General features: G+C 36.6%; 19 protein-coding genes and 1 rRNA gene. 4 read left to right on the forward strand and 16 right to left on the reverse strand.

Features of this window, described 5'->3' with window-relative positions; genetic code table 11:
* From BN3326_RS06940 to BN3326_RS06950, 3 genes are all read right to left on the reverse strand, one after another.
* Positions 1-117, reverse strand: a 16S ribosomal RNA gene (locus BN3326_RS06940); the annotation flags it as partial.
* Between the two features lie 379 nt (positions 118-496).
* Positions 497-1,705 (reverse strand): SLC45 family MFS transporter, encoded by a 1,209-nt coding sequence (locus BN3326_RS06945; RefSeq protein ID WP_069998461.1) that lies wholly within the window; start codon positions 1,703-1,705, stop codon positions 497-499.
* A gap of 24 nt (positions 1,706-1,729) precedes the next feature.
* Positions 1,730-2,413 carry a glycerophosphodiester phosphodiesterase gene (locus tag BN3326_RS06950; protein ID WP_069998462.1) on the reverse strand — a complete coding sequence of 228 codons (684 nt, stop codon included), beginning with the start codon at positions 2,411-2,413 and terminating at the stop codon, positions 1,730-1,732.
* Between the two features lie 286 nt (positions 2,414-2,699).
* Between BN3326_RS06950 and BN3326_RS06955 the strand changes: the two genes are divergently transcribed.
* Both BN3326_RS06955 and BN3326_RS06960 read left to right on the forward strand, forming a co-directional pair.
* Positions 2,700-3,224 (forward strand): ECF transporter S component, encoded by a 525-nt coding sequence (locus BN3326_RS06955; RefSeq protein ID WP_069998464.1) that lies wholly within the window; start codon positions 2,700-2,702, stop codon positions 3,222-3,224.
* Between the two features lie 81 nt (positions 3,225-3,305).
* The gene (locus BN3326_RS06960) at positions 3,306-4,370 is read left to right on the forward strand and encodes a uridine kinase family protein (protein WP_069998466.1); all 1,065 of its coding nucleotides are present in this window, start codon (positions 3,306-3,308) and stop codon (positions 4,368-4,370) included.
* On the opposite strand, the gene BN3326_RS06965 is transcribed toward BN3326_RS06960, so the two are convergent.
* Both BN3326_RS06965 and BN3326_RS06970 read right to left on the reverse strand, forming a co-directional pair.
* The gene (locus tag BN3326_RS06965; protein ID WP_069998468.1) at positions 4,360-4,770 is read right to left on the reverse strand and encodes a DUF3842 family protein; all 411 of its coding nucleotides are present in this window, start codon (positions 4,768-4,770) and stop codon (positions 4,360-4,362) included. The two genes, BN3326_RS06960 and BN3326_RS06965, sit on opposite strands and share 11 nt — an antisense overlap.
* Positions 4,771-4,922: 152 nt before the next feature.
* Positions 4,923-5,681 carry a glycerophosphodiester phosphodiesterase gene (locus BN3326_RS06970; RefSeq protein ID WP_069998469.1) on the reverse strand — a complete coding sequence of 253 codons (759 nt, stop codon included), beginning with the start codon at positions 5,679-5,681 and terminating at the stop codon, positions 4,923-4,925.
* Positions 5,682-5,889: 208 nt separating this feature from the next.
* Here BN3326_RS06970 and BN3326_RS06975 point away from each other — a divergent pair, with 208 nt between their 5' ends.
* Positions 5,890-6,351, forward strand: coding sequence for a pyridoxamine 5'-phosphate oxidase family protein (locus BN3326_RS06975; protein WP_069998470.1), 462 nt, complete (start codon positions 5,890-5,892; stop codon positions 6,349-6,351).
* A 23-nt stretch (positions 6,352-6,374) separates the two neighbouring features.
* Here the strand turns inward: BN3326_RS06975 and BN3326_RS06980 are convergent, their stop codons facing one another.
* From BN3326_RS06980 to BN3326_RS06990, 3 genes are all read right to left on the reverse strand, one after another.
* Positions 6,375-6,902, reverse strand: coding sequence for a 2'-5' RNA ligase family protein (locus BN3326_RS06980; protein WP_069998473.1), 528 nt, complete (start codon positions 6,900-6,902; stop codon positions 6,375-6,377).
* Between the two features lie 35 nt (positions 6,903-6,937).
* Positions 6,938-8,005: a YecA family protein gene (locus tag BN3326_RS06985; protein WP_069998475.1), complete on the reverse strand. Its 1,068-nt coding sequence runs from the start codon at positions 8,003-8,005 to the stop codon at positions 6,938-6,940.
* Positions 8,006-8,092: 87 nt separating this feature from the next.
* Positions 8,093-8,338, reverse strand: coding sequence for a hypothetical protein (locus BN3326_RS06990; RefSeq protein ID WP_069998477.1), 246 nt, complete (start codon positions 8,336-8,338; stop codon positions 8,093-8,095).
* 334 nt (positions 8,339-8,672) lie between these two features.
* Here BN3326_RS06990 and BN3326_RS06995 point away from each other — a divergent pair, with 334 nt between their 5' ends.
* A complete protein-coding gene (locus BN3326_RS06995) occupies positions 8,673-9,695 on the forward strand; it encodes an energy-coupling factor ABC transporter permease (protein WP_069998479.1) in 1,023 nt (340 codons plus the stop codon).
* 234 nt (positions 9,696-9,929) lie between these two features.
* Here the strand turns inward: BN3326_RS06995 and BN3326_RS07000 are convergent, their stop codons facing one another.
* The 8 genes from BN3326_RS07000 to BN3326_RS07035 all read right to left on the reverse strand — a co-directional run bounded on the left by BN3326_RS07000 (position 9,930) and on the right by BN3326_RS07035 (position 22,706).
* A complete protein-coding gene (locus tag BN3326_RS07000; RefSeq protein ID WP_069998480.1) occupies positions 9,930-10,493 on the reverse strand; it encodes an HDIG domain-containing metalloprotein in 564 nt (187 codons plus the stop codon).
* 825 nt (positions 10,494-11,318) lie between these two features.
* Positions 11,319-14,591: a DEAD/DEAH box helicase gene (locus tag BN3326_RS07005; RefSeq protein ID WP_069998482.1), complete on the reverse strand. Its 3,273-nt coding sequence runs from the start codon at positions 14,589-14,591 to the stop codon at positions 11,319-11,321.
* Positions 14,592-14,818: 227 nt separating this feature from the next.
* Positions 14,819-17,950 (reverse strand): AAA family ATPase, encoded by a 3,132-nt coding sequence (locus BN3326_RS07010; protein ID WP_069998484.1) that lies wholly within the window; start codon positions 17,948-17,950, stop codon positions 14,819-14,821.
* Complete coding sequence (locus tag BN3326_RS07015) at positions 17,947-19,116, reverse strand: exonuclease SbcCD subunit D (protein WP_069998486.1); 1,170 nt, start codon at positions 19,114-19,116, stop codon at positions 17,947-17,949. Before BN3326_RS07015 ends, BN3326_RS07010 begins: the two co-directional genes overlap by 4 nt.
* A gap of 332 nt (positions 19,117-19,448) precedes the next feature.
* Positions 19,449-20,021, reverse strand: a complete 573-nt coding sequence (locus BN3326_RS07020; RefSeq protein WP_069998487.1) for a hypothetical protein — start codon at positions 20,019-20,021, stop codon at positions 19,449-19,451.
* 143 nt (positions 20,022-20,164) lie between these two features.
* Positions 20,165-20,731: a hypothetical protein gene (locus tag BN3326_RS07025; RefSeq protein ID WP_069998488.1), complete on the reverse strand. Its 567-nt coding sequence runs from the start codon at positions 20,729-20,731 to the stop codon at positions 20,165-20,167.
* A gap of 209 nt (positions 20,732-20,940) precedes the next feature.
* Positions 20,941-22,140: a metallophosphoesterase gene (locus BN3326_RS07030; protein ID WP_069998489.1), complete on the reverse strand. Its 1,200-nt coding sequence runs from the start codon at positions 22,138-22,140 to the stop codon at positions 20,941-20,943.
* 194 nt (positions 22,141-22,334) lie between these two features.
* Positions 22,335-22,706 (reverse strand): TRAP transporter large permease subunit, encoded by a 372-nt coding sequence (locus BN3326_RS07035; RefSeq protein WP_207646320.1) that lies wholly within the window; start codon positions 22,704-22,706, stop codon positions 22,335-22,337.
* Positions 22,707-22,747: the final 41 nt, after the last annotated feature.

The raw sequence follows: 22,747 nt of genomic DNA on the forward strand, positions 1-22,747 counted from the left end.
GCGTTACTCACCCGTCCGCCACTAACTAAGAGAGCAAGCTCTCTTAGTCCGTTCGACTTGCATGTGTTAAGCACGCCGCCAGCGTTCATCCTGAGCCAGGATCAAACTCTCATATAAAAGTTTGTCCTACAACTGTTACGTTGTATTTGACTTAATTACTTGTACGTTGTACTTAAAGTACATGTACTTGATTCGAACTTCAATAAAGAAATTCTTTTGAATCGACTGGTTTTATGGTTACTATTCTATTTTCAAAGTTCATTAAGTTATTGATGTTCAAGACCCTAAGGCCTTTTCGTTTGTGCCGCTAACTAGTGGCGACTTGTATAATATTACACGAGTTTAGCCGATATGTCAACACCTTTTTTAAACTTTTTTTGAGATTTTCTAATATCTTGTGTAAACCTAACTTCTCCATAGTTTTTCTCTATATAATAGCTAGAAGAAGCAAAACACCAAGGACCGCTGCAGGCCCTTGGTGTTTTGCTTCTTCTAGCTATGTATTTATTACGTTGCCAAGCTTTTCGCTGGACTTTATATTACTTAACATAATGAGTGCAATTATAAAAAACATAAACCCATACCCAAACATATATTTATAGCCTATCCCATCCAGAACAGATCCCAAAAGTGGTGGTGAGACAATATTAGCTAGCGATGAGAACAAGTAATATAATCCAGTGTACGTTCCTAGGTAACCATCCGGTGCCATTTCTGCAAGCATAGGATAGGAGTTAATGTTAATCATAGCCCAGCATGCCCCGAGTATTATAAATAGAATATAGACTGGTAGCATTGTTTTGCAAAAAGTTAGTGCTAAAAAACAAAGTATCATTCCCACAATGCCTATTCTGATTGTCTTTTTCTTACCAATTCTGCTTCCTATGATCCCAGCTGGCAGCGCACATATCAAAAAACTAAGAGATATAAAAGCTAATGCAAAAGACGCTTCACTAACTTCTACACCTAAGTGTCTCTCTCCATATAAAGTGAAAAATGTTTCAATACCATTATAGCCAATAAACCAAGCACAGATTGCAAAAAGCATATAGCGGACATTAGCATTATGTGCAGCCTTTTTGAGTCCATCCTTAACGTTAACCTTCTCTTGGGCTTGCTCATAATGAATGACATCTCTTTTTTCTTTAATAAAGAGAAACAAAATAATAAAAGAACCTAATATCAATACGCCCGAAAGGTAAAAAGGCAGTTTAAAGTTAATTGTCCAAAGTTTAGATCCTACTATATAAGCAGTGAGCGCTCCTAATCCTCCCATAAAATTTATAATACTATTGGCCCTACTTCTATGCTTTATTTGGGTTAAATCTGGCATAAGCGTAATAACGGGAGTTCTAAAAATACTCATACTTATATTCATACAAACTAAAAATAAAATCAGCGTTATAAGTCCGCTAAAATTAGGAATAAGCAGGTTAAATAAAGCAGCTAGCGGCATACCTATCATTAAAAAAGGCATTCGCCGTCCCCATTTCGTTCGCACTCTATCACTATAGATGCCAATTGCCGGCTGCATAAAGAGTGCAAAGTAATTATCAAAAGTCATCACAAATCCAATCATTGCCGAGCTTGTAATAAACTCACTTAAAAGTTTAGGCATAAATGCATTATAGACTGACCATGTAATGCTAATCGCAAAAAAACCAAATCCTAATATAAAAGTCTTCTTGTAATTTAATTGATTCATATTTCTATCCCCTAAATAGATTTTTTATCTCTTTAAAATACGACTTAAACGATCCGGATAGTTAGTAATAATCATATCTACGCCCATTTCTATTAATGCAAGCATTTCTCCTTCATTATTCACCGTATAAGGATTTACCTTACATCCAGCTCTATGAACATCTTCAACAACTTGCTTGTTTAAGACAATATAGTTTGGATGAATAGCATCTGCACCTACATAAGCGCAATACATTTCCGGCTTATAAAGCGCTTCTACATATAAAAGACCTGTCTGCAGCTCTTTACAAAGCATTTTACATTTCACCATAGCATAATGATTAAAACTCGATACAATGGTTTTATCAATCATCTTATGCTTTTTAAGGATTTCTATTACCTTTTCTTCCACACCCTCATACCATGTTCGTCCATTTTTGATTTCTATATTTAAGCAGACATTGCACCTTTTCGCAAGTACAATCAACTGTTCTAAAGAAGGTATGCCCATTTCTGCAAGTTCACTAAAAGTATAATCCTCTACATAGCCTTTCTTACCAGTTGTCCTATCTACTGTTTCATCATGAATAAGCACCGGAATACCATCCTTTGACAGATGCACATCTGTTTCAATACCGTCACATCCCATTTCAACAGCTTTTCCAAAAGCAAGCATCGTATTTTCTGCGTAGTAACCACTTGCACCTCTATGGGCAAAATTCAGTACCATAAGCTCTCCTCCTAAACCTTTAAATATAAGTTGATTTAACCTTTAAAATATTATACTACTTTAATGGGGCATTATACTTAAAATACAGATTAAATCTTTGTAAAATTAAATCTATTGATCCGCTTGATACCTTATACTATTCCTGATATACTTTTTATATCCGTCGGCCGAAGCTGACACACTAATGTATTGAATAAATATATAAAAAATAATACCACGAAGGTATACTGCTTTCCCAAGGAAAGTCGACCACTTTTGTGGTACTTTTATATTTGGGAGGATCTAAATGAATAAAACAGCAATTAACAAATTAGTATTATCCGGGTTATTTACTGCAATTGGGGTTATTATCCCTATGATATTCCACACCTTCTCACTGGCTGGAAGCATCTTTTTACCCATGCATATTCCGGTATTATTATGCGGCTTTATCTGCGGATGGCAATACGGACTTGTTGTAGGCATTTTTGTACCTTTTTTAGGAAGCATGATTACCGGTATGCCGCCAATATTCCCTGTGGCTACGTCTATGGCTTTTGAACTTGCAGCTTACGGCGCTGTTGCTGGCTTTTTAGCAAGCAAGAAAATAAACGTTTTGATTGCACTTCTAATAGCAATGCTCGCCGGCCGTATTGTAATGGGTGCTGCAAATGTTGTCTTCTTAGGCATGGCTGGCGGTTCTTATGCATGGCCTGCTTTTATATCTGGCGCCTTTATTACTGCTTTCCCAGGTATCATTATCCAGCTCATCTTAATACCGATTATTTTAACAACATTAAAAAAAGTACATTTACTCGAGAAACTAGGTTAAAAGGTTGAAAGAAAAACACTTTCAACTTTTCATTTGTGGCAGTATCACAAGCAACACTTGTGATATGCAATGGGGGTAAGAATGAAGGAATTATTGTTAAGACATATCTCAAAATATCCACACTTAGAAATACAGGACCTTGTCAAACTGATTTATCAAAATGAATTTGCAGGGGAACATATGATTTTAGATGAAAAAAGCAGCCTCGAAAGGCTGCAAAAAGAATGGGAAACTTCCTCGGAAGTTTCCTCTTTTGACATGGATTTATTTGAGGATATCGGCAGCGGCCTATGCCGGCTGCATCTTGCACCGCTTAAGCACTGTACCTTATCCTTAGAAACATTGAATCGTTTGTTTATCTATACTGCAAATACGATTAAAGGAACAGTATCTTCATTCGAAGGCAAGCTGAACACACTACTCTCTTGCTGTAAGACCGAAGAAATCCCTTTTAGTTATATAGAAGTGAAAGGCTATCTTGATGATTATAAAAATCAGGGTTATCCCCCTACCCATCACAGCAATACTTTCAGACAATATTACAATCCTTCTTACCGTATTGTAAAAAAAGAGTTTGCAGATTACCTTAACCTCTTTTGCGCTATAGATACTCTTGTCAAAGACCGACTTGCAGTTACTATAGGCATTGATGGTAATAGTGGCAGCGGCAAAAGTACACTAGCGGCGTTACTTGGCGGGATTTATAAGTGCAACCTCTTTCATATGGATGATTTCTTTCTGCGACCGGAGCAAAAAACAAAAGAACGCCTGGCCGAAATTGGCGGCAATGTAGATTATGTGCGTTTTAAAGAAGAAGTAGCTAATCAGCTTGATAAAAAGCAGACTTTTACTTATCAAATCTACGACTGCTCTATTGGTCAATTAACTGAATATGTAACTGTACACCCAAAGAATATCAATATCATCGAGGGTGTCTATAGCCTTCATCCATTCCTATGTGAGATGTATCAGCTAAAGGTATTTATGTCCATTGACGCAGATTCTCAGAGCAGACGTATTCTTCAGCGCAGCGGACCTCGTCTTCATCAAAGGTTCGTGGCAGAGTGGATTCCCTTAGAAAATGCTTATTTTACAGCCATGCAGATTGAACAATCAGCCGATCTTGTTTTTAGGACTAATGATTAATAATTTGCATAAGCTCTTCTACAGTAAGCAGAATGTATTCTGAAAGCGACAGATTTTGTTTACCGATCACAATATGCCTGCATTTATTGACAGGCACTAAAAGCTTGTAGGCATCACTCTCCCCTACAGCCTGAGCCATCTTGGGGGTGACCTCTCCTAAGAGCGCATTTGCAACAACAATACCAATTGGGCCTATGATAACATCTGCAGATTTGCTATTAAATACAACAGGATTTTCTCCTGTCGCGCCATGGTCTGCGCCCGCTTTTAGCATCGCAGCCGTGGCAATGCTGTTTGTGCCAATCGCAACAAGCTCTAAATCTGGCATTCTTTTTTTGATTTGTTCGACCATCATTTTACCCATCTTGCCGCCCTGTCCATCTATTACAATAATTTTCATTGTTTGCGTTCCTTCTCTTAACACTTTTAATGATCTTCTAAATAAAATTATAGCACCTATTAATTGACGCTACAACAATATCCCCATTAGAACTTTGATCACTTCCCTTAGAAGATCAATCGTTCCTACGTGTACTAAGGTTTCCTATTATCTCATATTAATGTATTGCGCCCTGCCATACTGTCAATCTTACTAGTTACGTAAACTGTTTCTAAAGACATCATCTTATACCCCTTTAAAATACGCTTTAAACGGTCTGGATAATCTGTAATAATCATATCTACATCCATCTCAATCATCCGTCTTAATGCCCCCTCACTATTGACCGTAAATGGCCGCACTTTAAACCCAGCACCGTGCAGCGCTTCTACCTCTTGATTGGTTAAGGTGAGATAAAATGGATGAATGGCTTCTGCTCCTGCATACTCACAATATTTCTCCGGCTTATAAATAGCTTCTACATAAATCAGCCCGATTTGAATCTGCGGACAAAGCTCCTTGCATTTTACTAAGGCGTAGTGATTAAAGCTTGAAATAATGGTAGTATCGATAATATGATACCTTTTTACCGCCTCGACAATTTTTTCTTCAATCCCGTCATACCATTCAGGCCCACTTTTAAGCTCCAGATTTAAAATAATCCCATACCGTTTGGCCAGTACGATAAGTTGTTCTAAACTTGGAACTCCCATCCTTTCAAGTTCTTTAAAGGTATAATCTTTGACATCACCTTTCTTATTGGTTGTTCTGTCTACTTTATCATCATGAATCAGTACAAGCCTCCCATCTTTTGAAACGTGTATATCTGTCTCGATGGCATCACACCCAAGTTCGATAGCTTTACGAAATGCCAGCATTGTGTTTTCTGGATAATAAGCACTTGCCCCTCTATGTGCACAGTTTAATACCATAAATAACCCCCTCGCTATTCTTCGCCTATAACTTTAATTTAATCTTCATTAATATAGTTTATAATATTTAACATCTACGCTAAATATTATAGTTTTTGTATGCTTTCCTTATAATATCAGAAGATGCAAAATCCAGAAGACACGCCAATAATAATCATGTATAATCGAACTAAATAAATAAATCTAATTTTTGTTAAAGGAGCATGTTATGAGAAGAAGTGAAAAAGAAGTCAAAGATCTATCAGAAATAGAAGCTGTCTTAAAACGCGCAGCTATTTGCAGACTGGGTTTTTCTCTAGAAAATATCCCCTATATTGTCCCTATGAATTTTGGCTATAAGGATAATTGTCTCTACTTCCACTCTGCAAAAGAAGGCAAAAAAATAGACATTATCAGTAAAAACCCTAATGTCTGTTTTGAAATTGAAGAAGATACAGAGCTCGTAATAAAAGATCTGGCTTGTAACTGCAGTATGAAATATATAAGCATAATAGGTTTAGGAAAAGTCTCTCTGGTCGAAGATCCTCTAGATAAAAAAGAAGCCCTGGATATTATCATGCGCCAGTACACTGATAATAAGAGCTACGCATACAGCCCCAAACAAATTGAAGCTGTTACTATTTTTAAAGTTCAAATTAGTGAAATGAGTTGCAAAAAGTCTGGTTATTAAAACACCTTTTTACAACTTACCTTTTAGTTTAAGTGATAGCTTTTATGCACCTGCCAAGTATGATCTTGCCACTTATAAATAGTGATATTATCAAACATACAACTAAAGTGGCAAGGTCTGCTATTTGCATATTGCCACAATTGATCAAAGATCGGCTGTATGCCTTTTGAGGCTACTGTTACATGGAACGTTTTATCCTTGCCATCTTTTTTATCAAAGTCTATATACGGCACCTTACTCATAACATCAATTAACCTATCATGAAGGACTTGTCCCTCCATAGACATATCTACATGCATATAAACCACCCGGTTACCAAAGTGCCCATAGCCATCCAGCTTAAAGGGTGCTGCTTTTTCGTATCTGCAAAAATTCTCTAATGTGTTTTCTAGTTCTGTAATCTTACCATCATATTCAAAAGGGGCCTTGATCGTAAAATGAGCTGGCAGCTTAGAGGACTTCGCTTTTAATTTTTCCCAGACTTCTTTTCTCATTTGGTTATTAAATTCTCCAGCTTCTCCTTGCACTACACACACTATTACATAGCGCATAGCGTCACCTCCTTATACTTGATATCAGTCCGCTTTTACCTTGCTTTGCCACAACAGTCTTTATGCTTTTTACCGCTTCCACAAGAACACAATGCATTTTTACCCACATCCAGCACCCTTATCTTATCTTCTCGCTTACTAAAGCTGCCCACACTTAGCTCTGCCTGAGTATATCCTTTATTAATCCACTTTCTTGTTGTATTTATAACATTAAGAATATGTTTAACCGCCTCATTCTCCTGCTTAAAATCTTGGATTTCAATTCCTATAGCCGCCCACTCTTCGAGCATTATATTGATTGTATCTCCATCTTCATTACAATCCACTCTTGCAATCATAATAATAGCAAGGACAGCCTCTTCGATAATTGTTTCATCTGATGTAAAGTTTTTTCTTAGATAGCTCATAAGCATCTGGACTTGCAGCGTATTATCATAATACAACTCGTCACTAACAAGCTCAATATAGTTCTTAGCTGGTATGTAATACTGTTTGTCTTTTGTTAAGCGGATAAATTCATAAAAGTTTTTTTCATCTATACTATAGATCATCTCTTCTACGATATAGTTGTCTACAACCTTACTTCTATCTGAAAGTGTTCTGTCTTTCTCCATAAAGTCTATAACCTGTTTTTCATCTAATTGCGCATGATGATAACTGGTATACAGCTCACATACCCATCTTATTTCAACAGCTCCGTATAAGTTAAGAAGGCCCATAATGTGAGTTCTTATACTGTCGTTTGCTCTTGCTTGTTCCTTTATGGTTATCATATCTAACTTTTTATAACCTTCTTTAATCCTTAAATCAACCGTTAATTTAAGCCCCTTCTTGGTTTCTATAAGTTCCACAAGGGCTGTATCTAAGAGATTATAATCCTGTAATATATCCGGCTTCCCCTTAACATATTTATCTTTAGCTATAAGGGCTTCAAACTCCTCTAGTTCTTCTGGTGTGAGCATCACAAGTACATTGGCCATATTAGCAGGTATATAGGTTTGTAAAATTTCTATAAGTTCTGTTTTTTTGAGCTTATAAATACCTTTTATCCCATATATTTTACCCAGCTCTTCAAGTTCTTTCTTTGTATAATCTAATAGCATTTCTTCCTCCTCATAATCATTTACTGCTCTTTATCTAAAAAACTCCTTTAGGTTGTCTACTATCTAACATCCCTAAAGGAGCAATTTTTATTCATATGCCATTTTAATAATATAATTAAGATCTATTACTTTATTAGGATTATTATTGAGTTCCGCAATAATAGAATCAAATATAAAATCTATTATTCTTTTTGCATCATGGGCATACACATTAACTTGTTCTCCGCCTTGTGTATCGATAACCAAGGTATAGAGCGTAATATCTCCTTTTTGAGTGTATTCAATATAAAGCTTCACAGCCTTATAAAGCACTCTTTCTTTTAAAATAAGCATTTTATCCCTCCCATTTTGAACTTTTTTTATTATAGCATATCCCACTAGGTATTGTCTTCTAAACTTATTGTTTATAAACACTTATCCACATATTTTCGTGTTTTACCCCCATTTATCCACATGTTATTCACATTTCTCCTTAGATATTCACACCTGTATCCAATATTCACTCATAGTCTAGTCACTATTTTGATAAGCTATTCCTTCATATTTTTGCATATTTCCATACGATAAACGTCATTTTAAATTGTTTGTAAATATTATACATGATTATCTTATAGTCCTAATATATTGGTATAGAGTATAAAAATAATAATTTAAGGAGCTGATATTCATGCATATGGCTAATGCACTCATTTCCCCCCTTGTCTCTGCAACTATGCTCACCGCAACAGGGACTATTATGGGTTATTCTCTTAAAAAGATACCAAAAGAAGATTTACAAGACAAACTTCCGCTTATGAGCGTCATAGGCGCATTTGTTTTTGCTGCTCAAATGATCAATTTTACCATCCCTGGCACTGGTTCAAGTGGCCATTTAGGCGGTGGTATGCTCCTTGCAATCCTACTTGGTCCCTATGCAGGCTTTTTGGCAATGGGTGCTATTTTACTCGTTCAATCCCTATTCTTTGCAGATGGTGGTCTTCTTGCCTATGGCTGTAACGTTTTTAATCTTGGCTTTTATACTTGCTTTATAGCCTATCCCCTTATTTATAAACCTATGCTGCATAACGGCTTTTCTAAAAAGAAACTTATTGGTGCCGCTATGCTTTCTTCTATCATCGGTTTACAGCTTGGCGCCTTTAGTGTGGTCATGCAGACACTGATATCCGGCAGAACAACTATGCTCTTTAGTGAATTTTTGCTAGCTATGCAGCCTATCCATCTTGCGATCGGTATTGTAGAAGGCGCAATTATTTCAACTGTACTCATTTTTATCCACCAATCTCACCCCAGACTCGTAGATGCTGCCTCTAATAATTTTCCAAAGCTCAAAATGAAAAAACTTATTATTGTTTGCATGCTCTGCACTTTCATCGTCGGCGGAGTCTTTTCTCTCTTTGCATCCTCAAATCCTGATGGACTAGAATGGGCAATATCAAAAATAACTGGTACCCAAGAAGTCCAATCCGAAGGTGTTTTATACGATAAAGCAGAGGCTCTGCAGGAGCACTTTGCAATTCTCCCTGATTATACTTTTAAAATAGATCAATCCCCAATGACTCCAATCCGCTACATAGAAAAACTCGGAACAAGTACCTCTGGTATTTTAGGTTCCTTATTGACTGCCACCTTTATTTTAGCAATAGGCCTTTTACGGTATGGTCTAAAATCACTTAGGCGTATCAGTCTATAAAACCTTATTGCACATTTTATAATTTATCAACAACAACCCAAAGAGGTGAAGCTAGTTGTCTTGCAGCTATCTTCACCTCTTGTTATTCTTCTATACGGGTAACTTTTATACACCATGTCTTTTTCGTCTATAAGCTGAAAAAAATCAACTTATCCACATAATCCACTTGTAATTCAAGCGTTATGCACAGGTTTTCCACATAAAATGGGTATAACTCACCTTTTTTTGTGTTTTTTATAAACCAATGCTTTCGTGTACTTCCCGCATTCCCAATATAGTATGTTCTATGATATCTTCCAAGCTTCTCCCCAACATCTCACAGCCGTTTAAGATAACTTGTCTGTCCACACCAGCTGCAAAACTCGCTGTTTTAAATTTCTTTTTAACAGATTTTACTTCCAAATCCATCACACTCTTAGACGGTCTCATAAGTGCTGCCGCTGCAACAAGTCCTGTAAGTTCATCTATCGTATAAAGTACCTTCTCAGCATTTGTCTCTGGCTTAATATCTACTACAATCCCATAACCATGAGAAGCTGTAGCTCTTATATAACTCTCCGGAACATTCCGTTCTTTCATAAGCTCCTGAGACTTTACACAATGCGCCTCTGGATACATTTCATAATCCAAATCATGAAGAAGTCCAATAACACCCCATACCTCTTCGTCTTCACCATAAAGTCTCGCAAAGTGTCTCATAACTCCCTCGACCGCCAACCCATGCCTTCTAAGTGCTTCACTTTGATTATACTCGCAAAGCAGCTCCCAGGCCGTTCCTCTTTCCATTTTTTCTCCCATTCTTTTCTCCTCCTTATATCTCATTTATTTTAATTCATTATATAGCTTTTTCTTTTGAAATTTATAGCATCCGAATGTTAAGGTCCGCTTGGCATGCTGGGGATGTTTTTTATCTCTCCCGCCTACCCACAGCCAAACCCGAGTCGAGCTAAAAAACATCCCCAGCCCACCAAGCTAGTCTTGTTCAACTGTAAATATATTTTAAAATCTACGCTAGGCTTTGTCGCATGAGACTAAAATTTTCACCTCGGGCGCGTATGTTGATAAAGATGCCAGCTTGTTATCAGAGTTTTTTGTTCTTGCATTTACAATTCTACCATCGCAGAACTCATTCTCTAAGATGAGCAGCAAGTTTGCAGTGCTTATAATCTAGCAGCACACACGTAGTTTATAGTACCTATCACCTAGTAGATTAGCCTGCGATTCGTATTATTCATAATATAGCCGGACCGGCGGGAGTAGTTTTAGGCGCGACACGGGTTTAGCAGTGGCAGACTGTCCTCCAACTAATTCAAACCTAAATAATTCAAAGCTTAGCAGGGGAGATTTTAGGATTTGGAAGTTGCCTCTGGAGTATTTCGTATAGAAAATCTTAGCAGTTTATTTAAATGGCTTTTAGCCGCACTGTTTGAGCGCAGCGAGTTTGCGGCGTTCATTTAAAGAAAGTGCTTAGATTTTTAGAAATACGCAAGCGAGCAACTGGAGAACCCTAAAATTCCCCTGCGGACCTGTAGAAAACTATAGATTGTAGTTTGTGAACAGTCTGGTGGGTAGGCTGGAACGGCAAAAACCACCCCTGCCCCCACGGACTTATTCAATCACCTCCTAGATTTCAAACAACCCGCGAAGCTCTTCTTCACTCATCTTAGTAATGAGATTCTCCCCTTCTTGAAGCACACTCTCGGTGAGCCCAATTTTCCTATCTTGAAGTTCTTTAATTTTTCCCTCTATAGATTTTTTCGTAATAAGCTGAAAAACCTGCACATTATTTTTTTGTCCAATACGATAGGCTCTGTCTGTAGCTTGATTTTGGCTGGATAGATTCCACCACGGATCATAATGGACCACAACATCTGCCCCTGTTAAGTTAAGACCCGTACCACCGGCTTTAAGGGAGATTAAAAATACCGGTACCTCTGTGGTATTAAAAACATTGACCATATGCATGCGCTCTTCAACCTTCGTTTTACCCGTCAGCATAAAATGCTGAAGGTTGCGCGCCGTAAGCTCATTTGAAAGAATATCTAACATCGAGGTAAACTGAGAAAAGAGCAGTATTCTATGACCTGCTTCTATACTGTCAGTTACAATCTGCATACATTGTTCAAGCTTACCGCTGCCGCCTACATAGTCTTCCAGATAAAGTGCCGGATGATTGCAAAGCTGCCTTAGTCTTGTAAGCAGGGAGAGTATTTTAATATGACTTCTTGCCATACCTTTTTGGTCTACTTCTTGATCTAGTTCTTCTTTGGCCTTTGCAAGATGAGCCAGGTAAAGTTTTTTCTGAGCATCTTCCATATTGTTATAAATAACAGTTTCTGTTTTATCTGGAAGCTCTTTAAGTACATCTTTTTTTAGCCTTCTTAGAATAAATGGCGAAACCATCTTTTTGAGTCGCATGGTAGCTATCTCATCTTGATTTTTGACAATAGGCATTTCGTACTTCCCTTTAAACTGATTGTAATTAAAAAGATAGCCCGGCATACTAAAATCAAATAAACTCCAAAGCTCTGCCAGTGAATTTTCAATAGGCGTTCCCGTTAAAGCAAAGCTTATTTCACTTTGTATGAGTTTGAGCGCTTTAGCATTTAAGGTGTTGGCATTTTTAATATACTGTGCTTCATCTGCAATACAGTATCTAAAAGCTATCTCCTTATAATATTCAATATCTCTTTTAAGCAGTTCATAAGAAGTAATAACAATATGATATCCTTCAATCTCATCAAAGAGCGCCTTTCTGCTTTCTATATTCCCGGCTACTACAAGAGCTTTAAGATGTGGCGCAAAACGCTGAATTTCATTTTCCCAGTTGAGGGTTAGAGATGTAGGACACACTACAAGAGAAGGCTTCAGCAGCTTATCTTCTAGTTCTGAGGCAATGAGGGTGATCACTTGAAGGGTTTTTCCAAGTCCCATATCATCAGCAAGTATCCCACCAAAACCATAGTGTGCCATTGTCTTTAGCCATCTATAGCCTCTTTTTTGATAGCTTCTTAGGGTAGCTTTTATCTCTCCTGGCACTTCATAGTCGGCATCTTCTACATTTTTAACATCCCGGATAATCTGCTTAAAGTACTTATCACGATTAATCTCTATTTCTGTATTCTGCCTAAGCAGCTGATCCAGATAAAGTGCGCGATATTTAGGTACGAGCGCCTCACCCTTTTGCAAGTCTTCTCCGGTTATGCCAAGTCCTTCTATAATATTTGCAAATTCTCCTACACCCGCATCTTCTATATCTATAAATGAACCGTCCTTTAAACGGTAATATTTACTTTTTGTCTTATAGGCATTTAGTACCTGTTCTACTTCATCCATAGGCATACTTACATCTCTTAAAGCTACATGGAGCATATTATTTTCAATGCGAATACCTACCTGCCCTATGGAAGGTTTAACAACATGCATATTTTTGAGTTTATCTGTTACATTAACTTCACAGACTTCAATAAGTTCCCCTATACCCTTTCTTAGAAAATGATAAATATCCTCTTCTTCTTTTAGATAAATCTTCCCTTGAAATGAACGAAAATCATAGTTTCTAAGCACTGTATTAAAACGGTGTTCACTTTGTACATCTCTTACGAGCTGGCTGATCTTTATACGCTCTTCTTCTGTCGGCTTTTTATAAGGATTGAAACTAAAGCCTTTGTATCCAATCTTAACATCTCCAATAATGCTACCCTCGCCGTCCATATCTAAATAAATCTTAATGCTGGCATGCTCCGGTGTAACTTCTTCTCTTATATGTTCTTCTATCACAACAGGCAGATATTTTTCAACCTTGGATAAGGCTGTAAGCATAAATCGTTTGATTAAATTATCCGTAAAGTAAAGTTGTTTATGTTCTTTGGTTCTGCCACCTTCATGCATATAAACAAGTACCGGAAAAACATCTTTACCAAAGCCTTCACTTAAACGGTAAAGTTTATCTTCAACTAAAAGATATTTATTGTTTGAACATAAAATAGGACGATATGCACAAAGTGAGGTGGTAAGGTGATAATAAGGCTCTTCTTTAATCAGACTTAAAGTAAACACCGGATCACCTTCAATACATTGAACTTTTTTATAAGAGCTGCTGCCAACAAACTCAACTTCTGTCCCTTTTACCAAGTCAAAAAACTCATCAAAGGCCTTGGCTCCTAAAGGAATTGTTTTACGGTCATTTTTATTAAAGCCTCTATACATACCCACTTGTTTTAAAACTTCTATATACTCTACTGTTTTATCCATGATAAATGTAACAAGCGCTCTAGCACTCTCTTCAAATAAACTGATATCATGAATGAATTCTAAACTTTTACCATAACTTACATTATTGCCCTTTAGCATGTTATCTGTGAATTCATAAAGATCCTTAACCACATAAGCTTTTTTATCCCCTACACTCATACCTAATAAAAAAGCATTTTGATAATCTTCGATAAGTTTAGGATAAATTTTGAGTGTTGGATGGGCTCCTACTTCTAGTTCCTGCTCCCGCATAATTTGGTCTTCGTAGTAAGCAAGCAGGCTTTTTGAGTATCTGTCTTCTTCAATACCACCCCATAAATGAGTTTGTATTTCTGTTTTTGGGGCAGACTGAATCTCATAATAATACTTAAGCATCAGTGCTACAGAATGCTTACAAGCACCATCATATTCATAATAAGCCGGACACTCACAATCAAAGAGTATATTGCCGCGTTCATCTACTTCGATATTCACTTGATAATCATCATATCTTCCCTCTACCCTTGCAGTTACCTTCGTACCATCTTTTAACTGGGTTACAGTACTCTTGCCAACGTGCCCGTTTTGATAGTACTTCTGGCCCCTTTTAAAAACTAATTCGCTGCTTGCTTGTTCGAAGACATCGTCTAATGTAATTGCCACTTTATAATCTCCTTTTCTATCCAGCGCACAAACCCGTGCAAAGAATGCACGCGCTTGTGAAACAGGAAAATCGGCTCCATAGCTTGCAAGACAAAAATTCCTCTTTCACAAATAAAGCACCCTAAGGTGCTTTATGATCCATTACTATTTTATATATTATATACCAAATAAAGATTTTATTAAACATTTAGAAAGCATATTTAAGCCATCCCACAATCATGACTCTCTTATAATTTAAAGATGGCCCTGCTACCTCTTACAATCCGGGTCACTTCCAGCCTTGCATCTATTCTTTCTTTAAGCTCCGGCACATGCGAAATAATACCTACCAGTCTGCCGCTTTTTTGAAGACCTACTAGACAGTTTATGGCACTTTCTAGAGACTCTGGGTCTAAAGTCCCAAAACCTTCATCTACAAACATTGTATCCAGCTGTATCCCTCCCGCATAAGACTGTACCACATCTGCAAGCCCAAGTGCCATAGCCAGTGATGCCTTAAAACTCTCCCCACCTGATAGAGTGTCTACTGACCTTGCTTTACCCGTATAGTTATCCATTATTTCTAAGTCTAGCCCTTGCTGACTTCTAGCATCGCCTTTTTGAGTTTTTCGCAGCAACTCAAATCTGCCACCCGTCATTTTACCAAATCTCACATTAGATGCCTCTACAATATCATCAAAATAAGCTGCCAGTACATAGCGCTCAAAGCTGATCCTGTAAGTATTATCCCCTTTCATTACTTTAGCCAGCTCGCCGACTAATCTGTATTTATCTTCTTTTGCTTTAATCTTATCACTAAGCACTTTAGCATCCTTTAACACCTTCTCATTGCTTTGTACTCTAGCAAAAAGAAGCTGCTGCTGATCTACCACTTGAACCTTTTTTGCAGTAGTTAACTTTAAGTTCTCTTTAATAAGATTAAGGTCTATCACACTTAGATCTTTAACCTCTTCACAAGCCTTTTCATAAAGCTTCCTGCCAGCTTCAAGCCTCGCATCAAATTGCTGAATATCTTTATCCAAAAGTGCAATCTCTTCTTCACTCATGCAGCTTGCTTTGTATGCTTTATAATCTGCAAAGCCTAGCACAAGCGTTTTATCTTTAAAAAGCTCGGCAGCTTCTTCTTTTTCTTTTTGGGCTGCATCAAGATTAGTACGAATACTGATAAGTTTGCCCTCTGCTTCGCCAAGTGAAGCTGCTAGTTTGTTATAGTTTTCTTCTGCTAGCTTGTAAGCCTTACTTAGTCCTTCTAGTTTGGTCTGCACCTTAGACATTTCAGTTAAAATCTCCGAATAGGTTTTAACTTTCCCCTCAAACTCTTCCTCTATCATTTTAAGCTGTTCTTTAGCTGCACTTAGGTCCCCTTGTTTTGCAGTAAAGCTTTCTGTTTGTTTTTTCAATTCTTCTTTACTCACTGTAAGTTTTTGATTTAGCGCTTCTTTGGATGCCGTAAGTTGTGCTTTTTGAAGAATCTGTGTCTCCAATGTTTTTAAACGATCCGTTTGCCCCACTATAAGCTGCTTATTTTGACTGATGCACATCTTTACTTCCGTATAAGCCACTTGAAGAGACGCTGTTTCTTCTAGCTGAAGCAATTTTTTAATAAGCGGATTAATACGCTCACTTAAAGCCAGTGTAATATTTGTGTTTAATGTTGTAAGTTTACTTAGACAGTCATCTCTTGTAGTACGGGCTGCTTCATAAGCGAGTTTCGCTGTGTCTACAGCTTTTTCATCAACCGTCTCATCCAGCAGAACGGCTGGGCGGGGGTGTTCCCGGGATCCACATACTGGGCAGGGGATATTTTCTTTGAGAGATTGTGCAAGAAGCCCTGCTTGTCCTCTTCTAAAGATCTCTTCAACCGTCTCGTATTGCTTCTTAGCAGCTTCAAAAGCTTGATCAATACTATTAAACGTTACTTTTAATGCAGCGTGTTCTTCTTGCTTCTTTTCTACGCCTTCTATCAAATCTTTTAAAGTTATTAGTTCCTCATCTTTTACTTTAAGCTCTTTAAGTAAAGCTTCAAGCTGCAGCTTATCCTTCTCAGCTTCTGTTATCTTTTGCATTGTTTCATCGATGACTTTAACCGTTGCCTCGTCTTTATCAATCTGTGTGTTTAGCTCAGTTAAAGATGTTTTTAAACGTTCTGCTTCTTTTTGAAGGTTAGATGCAAGCTCTTTACTGGTATCATATTTTTGTGCTTTACCTTTTAGCTTTTCGGCTTCATTAAGCGCTTTTTCAAGCTGCTTCTTCTCAGTTTCTTTGGCTTTTTCTATTTCTAGTTGCTGCACAGCTTTATCATAGTCTTCTTTTAGCTTGATGCGCTCTTTCGTCGTAACCTTTAGTGCCTCGTCTTGTACTTTAAAAGCAGCATGCTTCACTGCCCACTTTTCTTCAAAACCTTTTACTGTTAAAGCTTTCCTTGCTTTATCTAAATCAGACCTTTTGGCTTTATATCCCTCAACGTCATCTTCAAGGTGCTTAAGTGCCTTTTGGCAGTTGGTGCGGTCTTCAAACTTCTTATTAATGTTTTCCCCTTGAACGAGTTCTTTATTAAGCTTTTCTATAGCCAGTTCAATCTCTTTAACTTCTTCACTTATTTGTTCCTTAAGCTTAATATCTTGTTTAATAACGTCTTCGGCTCTTTTAAAAACTTCTTCTAGATTCATACCACTAGACTGAAGTATTCTAAAGAGTTCTTCATCAGACTCCTTGCAGTCAAAGTCTCTTAGTTTAGCATCTCTTTCATTTCTTTTAAGCCTTACTTCTTTATCCAGTTCATTAGCCTCGGTATTCATTCTGTTTTGGATCTTCTCAAAAACTTCTGTACCAAATATCTTTCTGAAAATCTTTTCTCGCTCCTGGCTATCTGCTGTTAGGAGTTTTTTAAACTCTCCTTGAGGAATCATTACAATCTGCCTAAATTGATCTTTGTTAATACCCAAGATCTTCTCGATTTCTGCTGTAACAGGTTTAATACCTGTTATCACTTTGCCGTCTGGAAGTTGAAGCTCTGCGTAGGCTTTATGCTCTTTTTCGCCTTCACCTCTTAGTTTCTTTTCTAAATAAGAAGGCTCTCTTTTGATATAATATTCTTTATCTCTTAGGGCAAACCAAAGTTCTACTTTAGTCTCTTCTTCTGGTGTCGCAAAGTCACTTCTAAACGAGATACCCTCCCGTTCTTTGCCGCTGGCATCTCCGTATAAAGCATAATTAATGGCATCGAAGACAGTAGTTTTTCCGGCCCCGGTGTCCCCTGTTATAACAAATATATTTTTATCCTTAAGAAGCGTAAAGTCTAGATCCTGCTCTTCTAGATACGTCCCAAAGCCTTTTATAACAAGCCTTAAAGGTCTCATAGCCCATCACCCTCCCTTTCTATCTCATGAATGATGTCTTCCATAAGCCGCCTAGCCTCATCCGAACATTCCTCGCCCTTCATATCCTTATAAAAGTCATTAAAAAGTTCAAGCCTTGTCTTGTCCCTAAAATCTGCTGCGATATTGGTCGCTTTCTCTCTTGCTATTTTGTTCTCTCTTTGGAGTTCCATAAAATAAGGATAGGTTCCTTTAATTTTAGCTACCGGATCTATAAGCTCCCCTTCATCTGTTAACACCACTTTAATATAATCTTCCCGGTTACCGAGTGTATAAACTTCTTCTTTAAGTAGATCATCCATTTTACCCTTAAGTATTCTAAAGTCTCTTTTGGGTTTGAACGCTTTAAGTCTTACATGAACACTGCCATCTTCTGACACTTCAACTATCGTTAGACCCTTTTTTTGATTCACTTCGGAAAAAGAATATTTGAGAAGTGACCCCGAATATCTGATTTTATCACTGCCTACTTTTTGAGGCCCATGCAAATGCCCAAGTGCCGTATAGTTAAATCTGTCAAAATAGGATGCATTAATAAGATCTATCCCACCTATCTCAGAATCACTAAATTCTAAGTCGCATTCTTCTTTGGCTTTATCACTTCTATAAGTAATGTAACCATGCGCTACTGCTACATTTCTTTCATTAACGTCCATTTCTTCATGAATTGATTCTATAATCTTGCGCATAGCATCATCATGGGTTTTTATGGCACTATCTTCAAAGAGTTCTCTTACAACGGCCGGCGGTGCATAAGGAATCAGATAAAAATTAACAGGACCATGTCCGTCCTGTAATACAACCTTTTTACATTGTCTTTTAATAAGTCCGCCTATATGTAGTCCACTGTTTGTTAAAAGCTCACTGGCAAATTCAAGTCTTTCATTCCCATCATGATTGCCTGCCAGAGCAATAACAGGTGTATTTAAATCTCTCACAATTTTATTTAAGGCTCTATTAAGAAGCTCTACAGCTTCTATAGGAGGTACCGATCTGTCATATAAGTCTCCTGCTATCACAAATGCTTCTGGTTTTTCTTCCTCTATAATCTCAAACACTTGCTCCATCACAAATGCTTGGTCTTCTGTCATATGAAAGCCGTTAACTTGTTTACCGATATGCCAGTCCCCTGTATGAATAATTTTCACCAAACTTCACCCCCGCTAATAATCCAATTTATGCCTTAATGATACTATTTTTTCCTATATCTGTCAAAAGAAGATTATCAAATAAGATTGCAACTGCGTTTAATCGCCTACCGTCTAAAATAAGTCATTAGCAAAAGGTTACTTCCGAAAACAGATTTCAGAAGCTTGTAGTAGCATCAATCGGACAGTTAAATACTTTTAAACTGCTCATAATTTACACTCATTTTCCTATTAGTGGCTCATTGTCCGACAGCTAATCTTGTCCTAGACTCTTATTTCACAACTCGTCTAGGGTAAAATCAGGAATCAAAATAAAGCACAGATAAGCTAATCTAATAATAAGGATTTGTATATTCTATAAATGAGCTTTTATTAAAGTCTATTTTAAACTTATATAATTTACCAGAAGGATGGCTAAACTCTATAGCTAGTACATCTTCGTTTATCCATTCTAATTTTGTGCGATCACTTATCATTATATCTCCCCATTTTTCTATTAATATGCTCCCTACATATTTCTTGAATAAATATAGTTTCCTTATGTAAAAATCAGAAGATGAAGTTTCAAATCCTGCACTAGTATACTTTGTTAGAACTTCATATTCACCTGAAGGTGACTGTATTTGAATTTGCCTTGTACTCATTTCAAATACTCCTATTATTATATATACAAATACTACAAGTGAAAAAATGGTTATTGTCATAGCAACCTTTTTATTTATTTTATTTTTTCTTATATATTGAGCTACTATTGCACAACCAAAAGCTACTACTAAACAAAAATATAACTCTTCACTTATTAATACTAACTTGTATACTTCTCTTAAAATCATTACTATAATATAACATACTCCGATCATTGCTATATATAGGTTTTCTATTATATTTACAAGAACCGCTTTCATAGTTTCTCCTCAACTTTATAATTACAATCTAAGACTATTTAATAATTCAAACATAACTTCACCTTATTAAAAATTAATATGAAACTAGAACGTATATCCTATTCTTAAAAATAAACATTGAAATTACATATAATAATAGAAAATTAACGTAAAATACTTATATCTGTTGAAATTTTATTTGTATTAAAATTCACTTTATATATATGTAATTCATTATTGTAGTGATATTTAAATCTAATTTCTAGTATATCCTCATTTATCCACTGTAGTGTTGTCAACTTGTCATTTATTATTACCCCACCGGTTTTTTCAAGTATTATTGCGTTTAGATATTTTTTAAAAATAAGCATCTGCACTCTATAAAACTTAGTGGCACCAGTTTCAAACCCGACAAGAGTGTTTTGAGCTATAATTTTATGTTTTCCAGAAGGAGATTCTAATAAGATATATTTCGAAGCATATCTGGAAGATATTGTAAATAAAATAAGTATTATGGTTAATAAAAATATTATTATTATACTATTTTTTTTAGTATTGATTAATATGCTAATTAAAATGCCAAAACTAATAGCTATTAGTAAATAAAAATATAAATCTTCTCTTATAAGTTCTAATTCATATACTTTTTTTAAAATCATAACTCCTATATAAAATAATCCAATTAAACCTATATATAGATTAATTACTATTTGTACTACACTAGATTTCATATGTTCTCCTTCGCAAATGTATTAATTTTTATTATCCAAGAGTATAGATAATTTTTTATTATTGGTGGTTCTTTTTTAATAAGAGAAAATACATAAAAAAAGTAAAAGAGTTTATAGACACTGAGAATTAAGGTCAGTTCAAATACCTATAAACTCTTTTTTATTTTATTATAAGGGATATTTTTTTAAAAATACAGACTATTCCATCTCTACTTTAATAACGGCCTTGAAGGCTCATAATAAACAGCCTTAACCTTGACATCCACGATCTCCTTCTCGGGATATCTCAGTGCTGTCAGCTTCCCTCCAAATACGCAGCCTGTATCAATATTCGCTGTGTTATTCATGATTTTTACACTTTCCCTAGGGGTATGTCCATAAACAACAAATGCTTTGCCATGATAGCCTTTTGCCCAGTTAAGCCTTATGGGAAGTCCCAGCTTATCTACTTTGCCTGTCGTTTCTCCAAACATAGCTAAGTTACGAATATTCTTTGATCCTCTGCCGTGCAGCTTCTCCTTGAGCCCCGCATGGGCAACTACCAGTTTCCCATCATCAAAAACATAGTGACTGATAAGTTTATCAAGAAACTGCTTAACTTCTTCTACAAATGCTTCCGGCTCATGAGACAGCTCCTCTAATGTGATTTCAAGCCCATGAGCAATTTTAACATTTGCACCTTTTAGTTTACGCTGCAGCTTGCCATCATGATTACCTAACGTACAGTATGCCGTCCCTTCTTTTATCATAGACATAACAAGCCTTAATACCGCTGCACTTTTAGGCCCGCGGTCCACAAGGTCTCCTGTAAATGCTGCAATTCTTCCTTCTGGAGAATAGGCTGAGTATTTATCCCGATCTACTACGTAACCTAATTTTTCTAAGAGCTCACACAATTCATCATAACACCCATGAACATCTCCAATGATATCAAAGGGCCCGTGGATATCTCTTTTATTGTTGTATAGTTTGGTACGTAACACTTCTGCCTGACGTGCCTCTTCCTCGCCAGTAAATACATACACATACCTAAACCCTTCTTTTTCTAGACTGCTGATTTTATGTGCTTTTTCCTCTATTGATAGGAGGTCATTAAATACAATGGCTACTGGAAAACAATGATGCTTTTTAGCAAGTGTCACTACTCTTTTTCTCTCTTTTTCTTGTGTATTATCCGCATCTATGACGGTTAGCTTAGCATCACGCAGCCTCTTGCCCGCTACATCATATAATGCATTCAATATATCTTCTTGGGTTATCTGCTCACTTTCATCCTCTATCAAGTCTTTAAAATAATCAAAGGTTAAAACCTCTGATGCGTTAAAATTCGCCTTAAAAAAAACAGACTTTTCGCCCTCAGATGCACCTATTAATGTTACTAGTGATAATTCTGGGATATCTATTTGCATATTATAAACACTCCTATCTGTGTAGATGCTCTAAATACATCTTCTCTCTCCAAAATGCTTAGTCATTCTTACTTTATTGTTTCTCAATAAAGAATTATTTTATACTCATGTATTATTTAATTCCCACAAGCTAAAGAACTATTGATTCGCATACAAAAAAAGTAGGAAGATTTTTTTCTCCTGCTTCTTTTTGACTATTTAATTAACAGAAGAGACATCTGGGGCACAAAAGTTATGACCATCAGGGTAAATAAAAGAAACGCAATAAACGGCAGCGTGCCTTTAATAACCTCTGAAATAGACATCTTGCTGATCCCTGATGCTACAAAGAGATTGAGTCCAAAAGGTGGAGTCAGCATACCAATAGCAAGGTTTACGATCATAATTACCCCAAAGTGGATAGGATTTATACCAATATCAATCATGATTGGAAGGAAAAGCGGTGTTAAAATCTGAACAGCTGCCGCTTCCGTTGGTGTAGCAAAACCTAAGTAGATTTCCCCTAAGATAATAAGTGGCATAAGAATACCAAAAAACGCATCCTTAAAAGCAATCAACACTTCCACAAATTTTGGAAAAGCTTCGAGGATAAAACACCAAACGCGTC

Origin of the sequence: Cellulosilyticum sp. I15G10I2 (assembly GCF_900095725.1) — a bacterium.
GTDB lineage: Bacteria > Bacillota > Clostridia > Lachnospirales > Cellulosilyticaceae > FMMP01.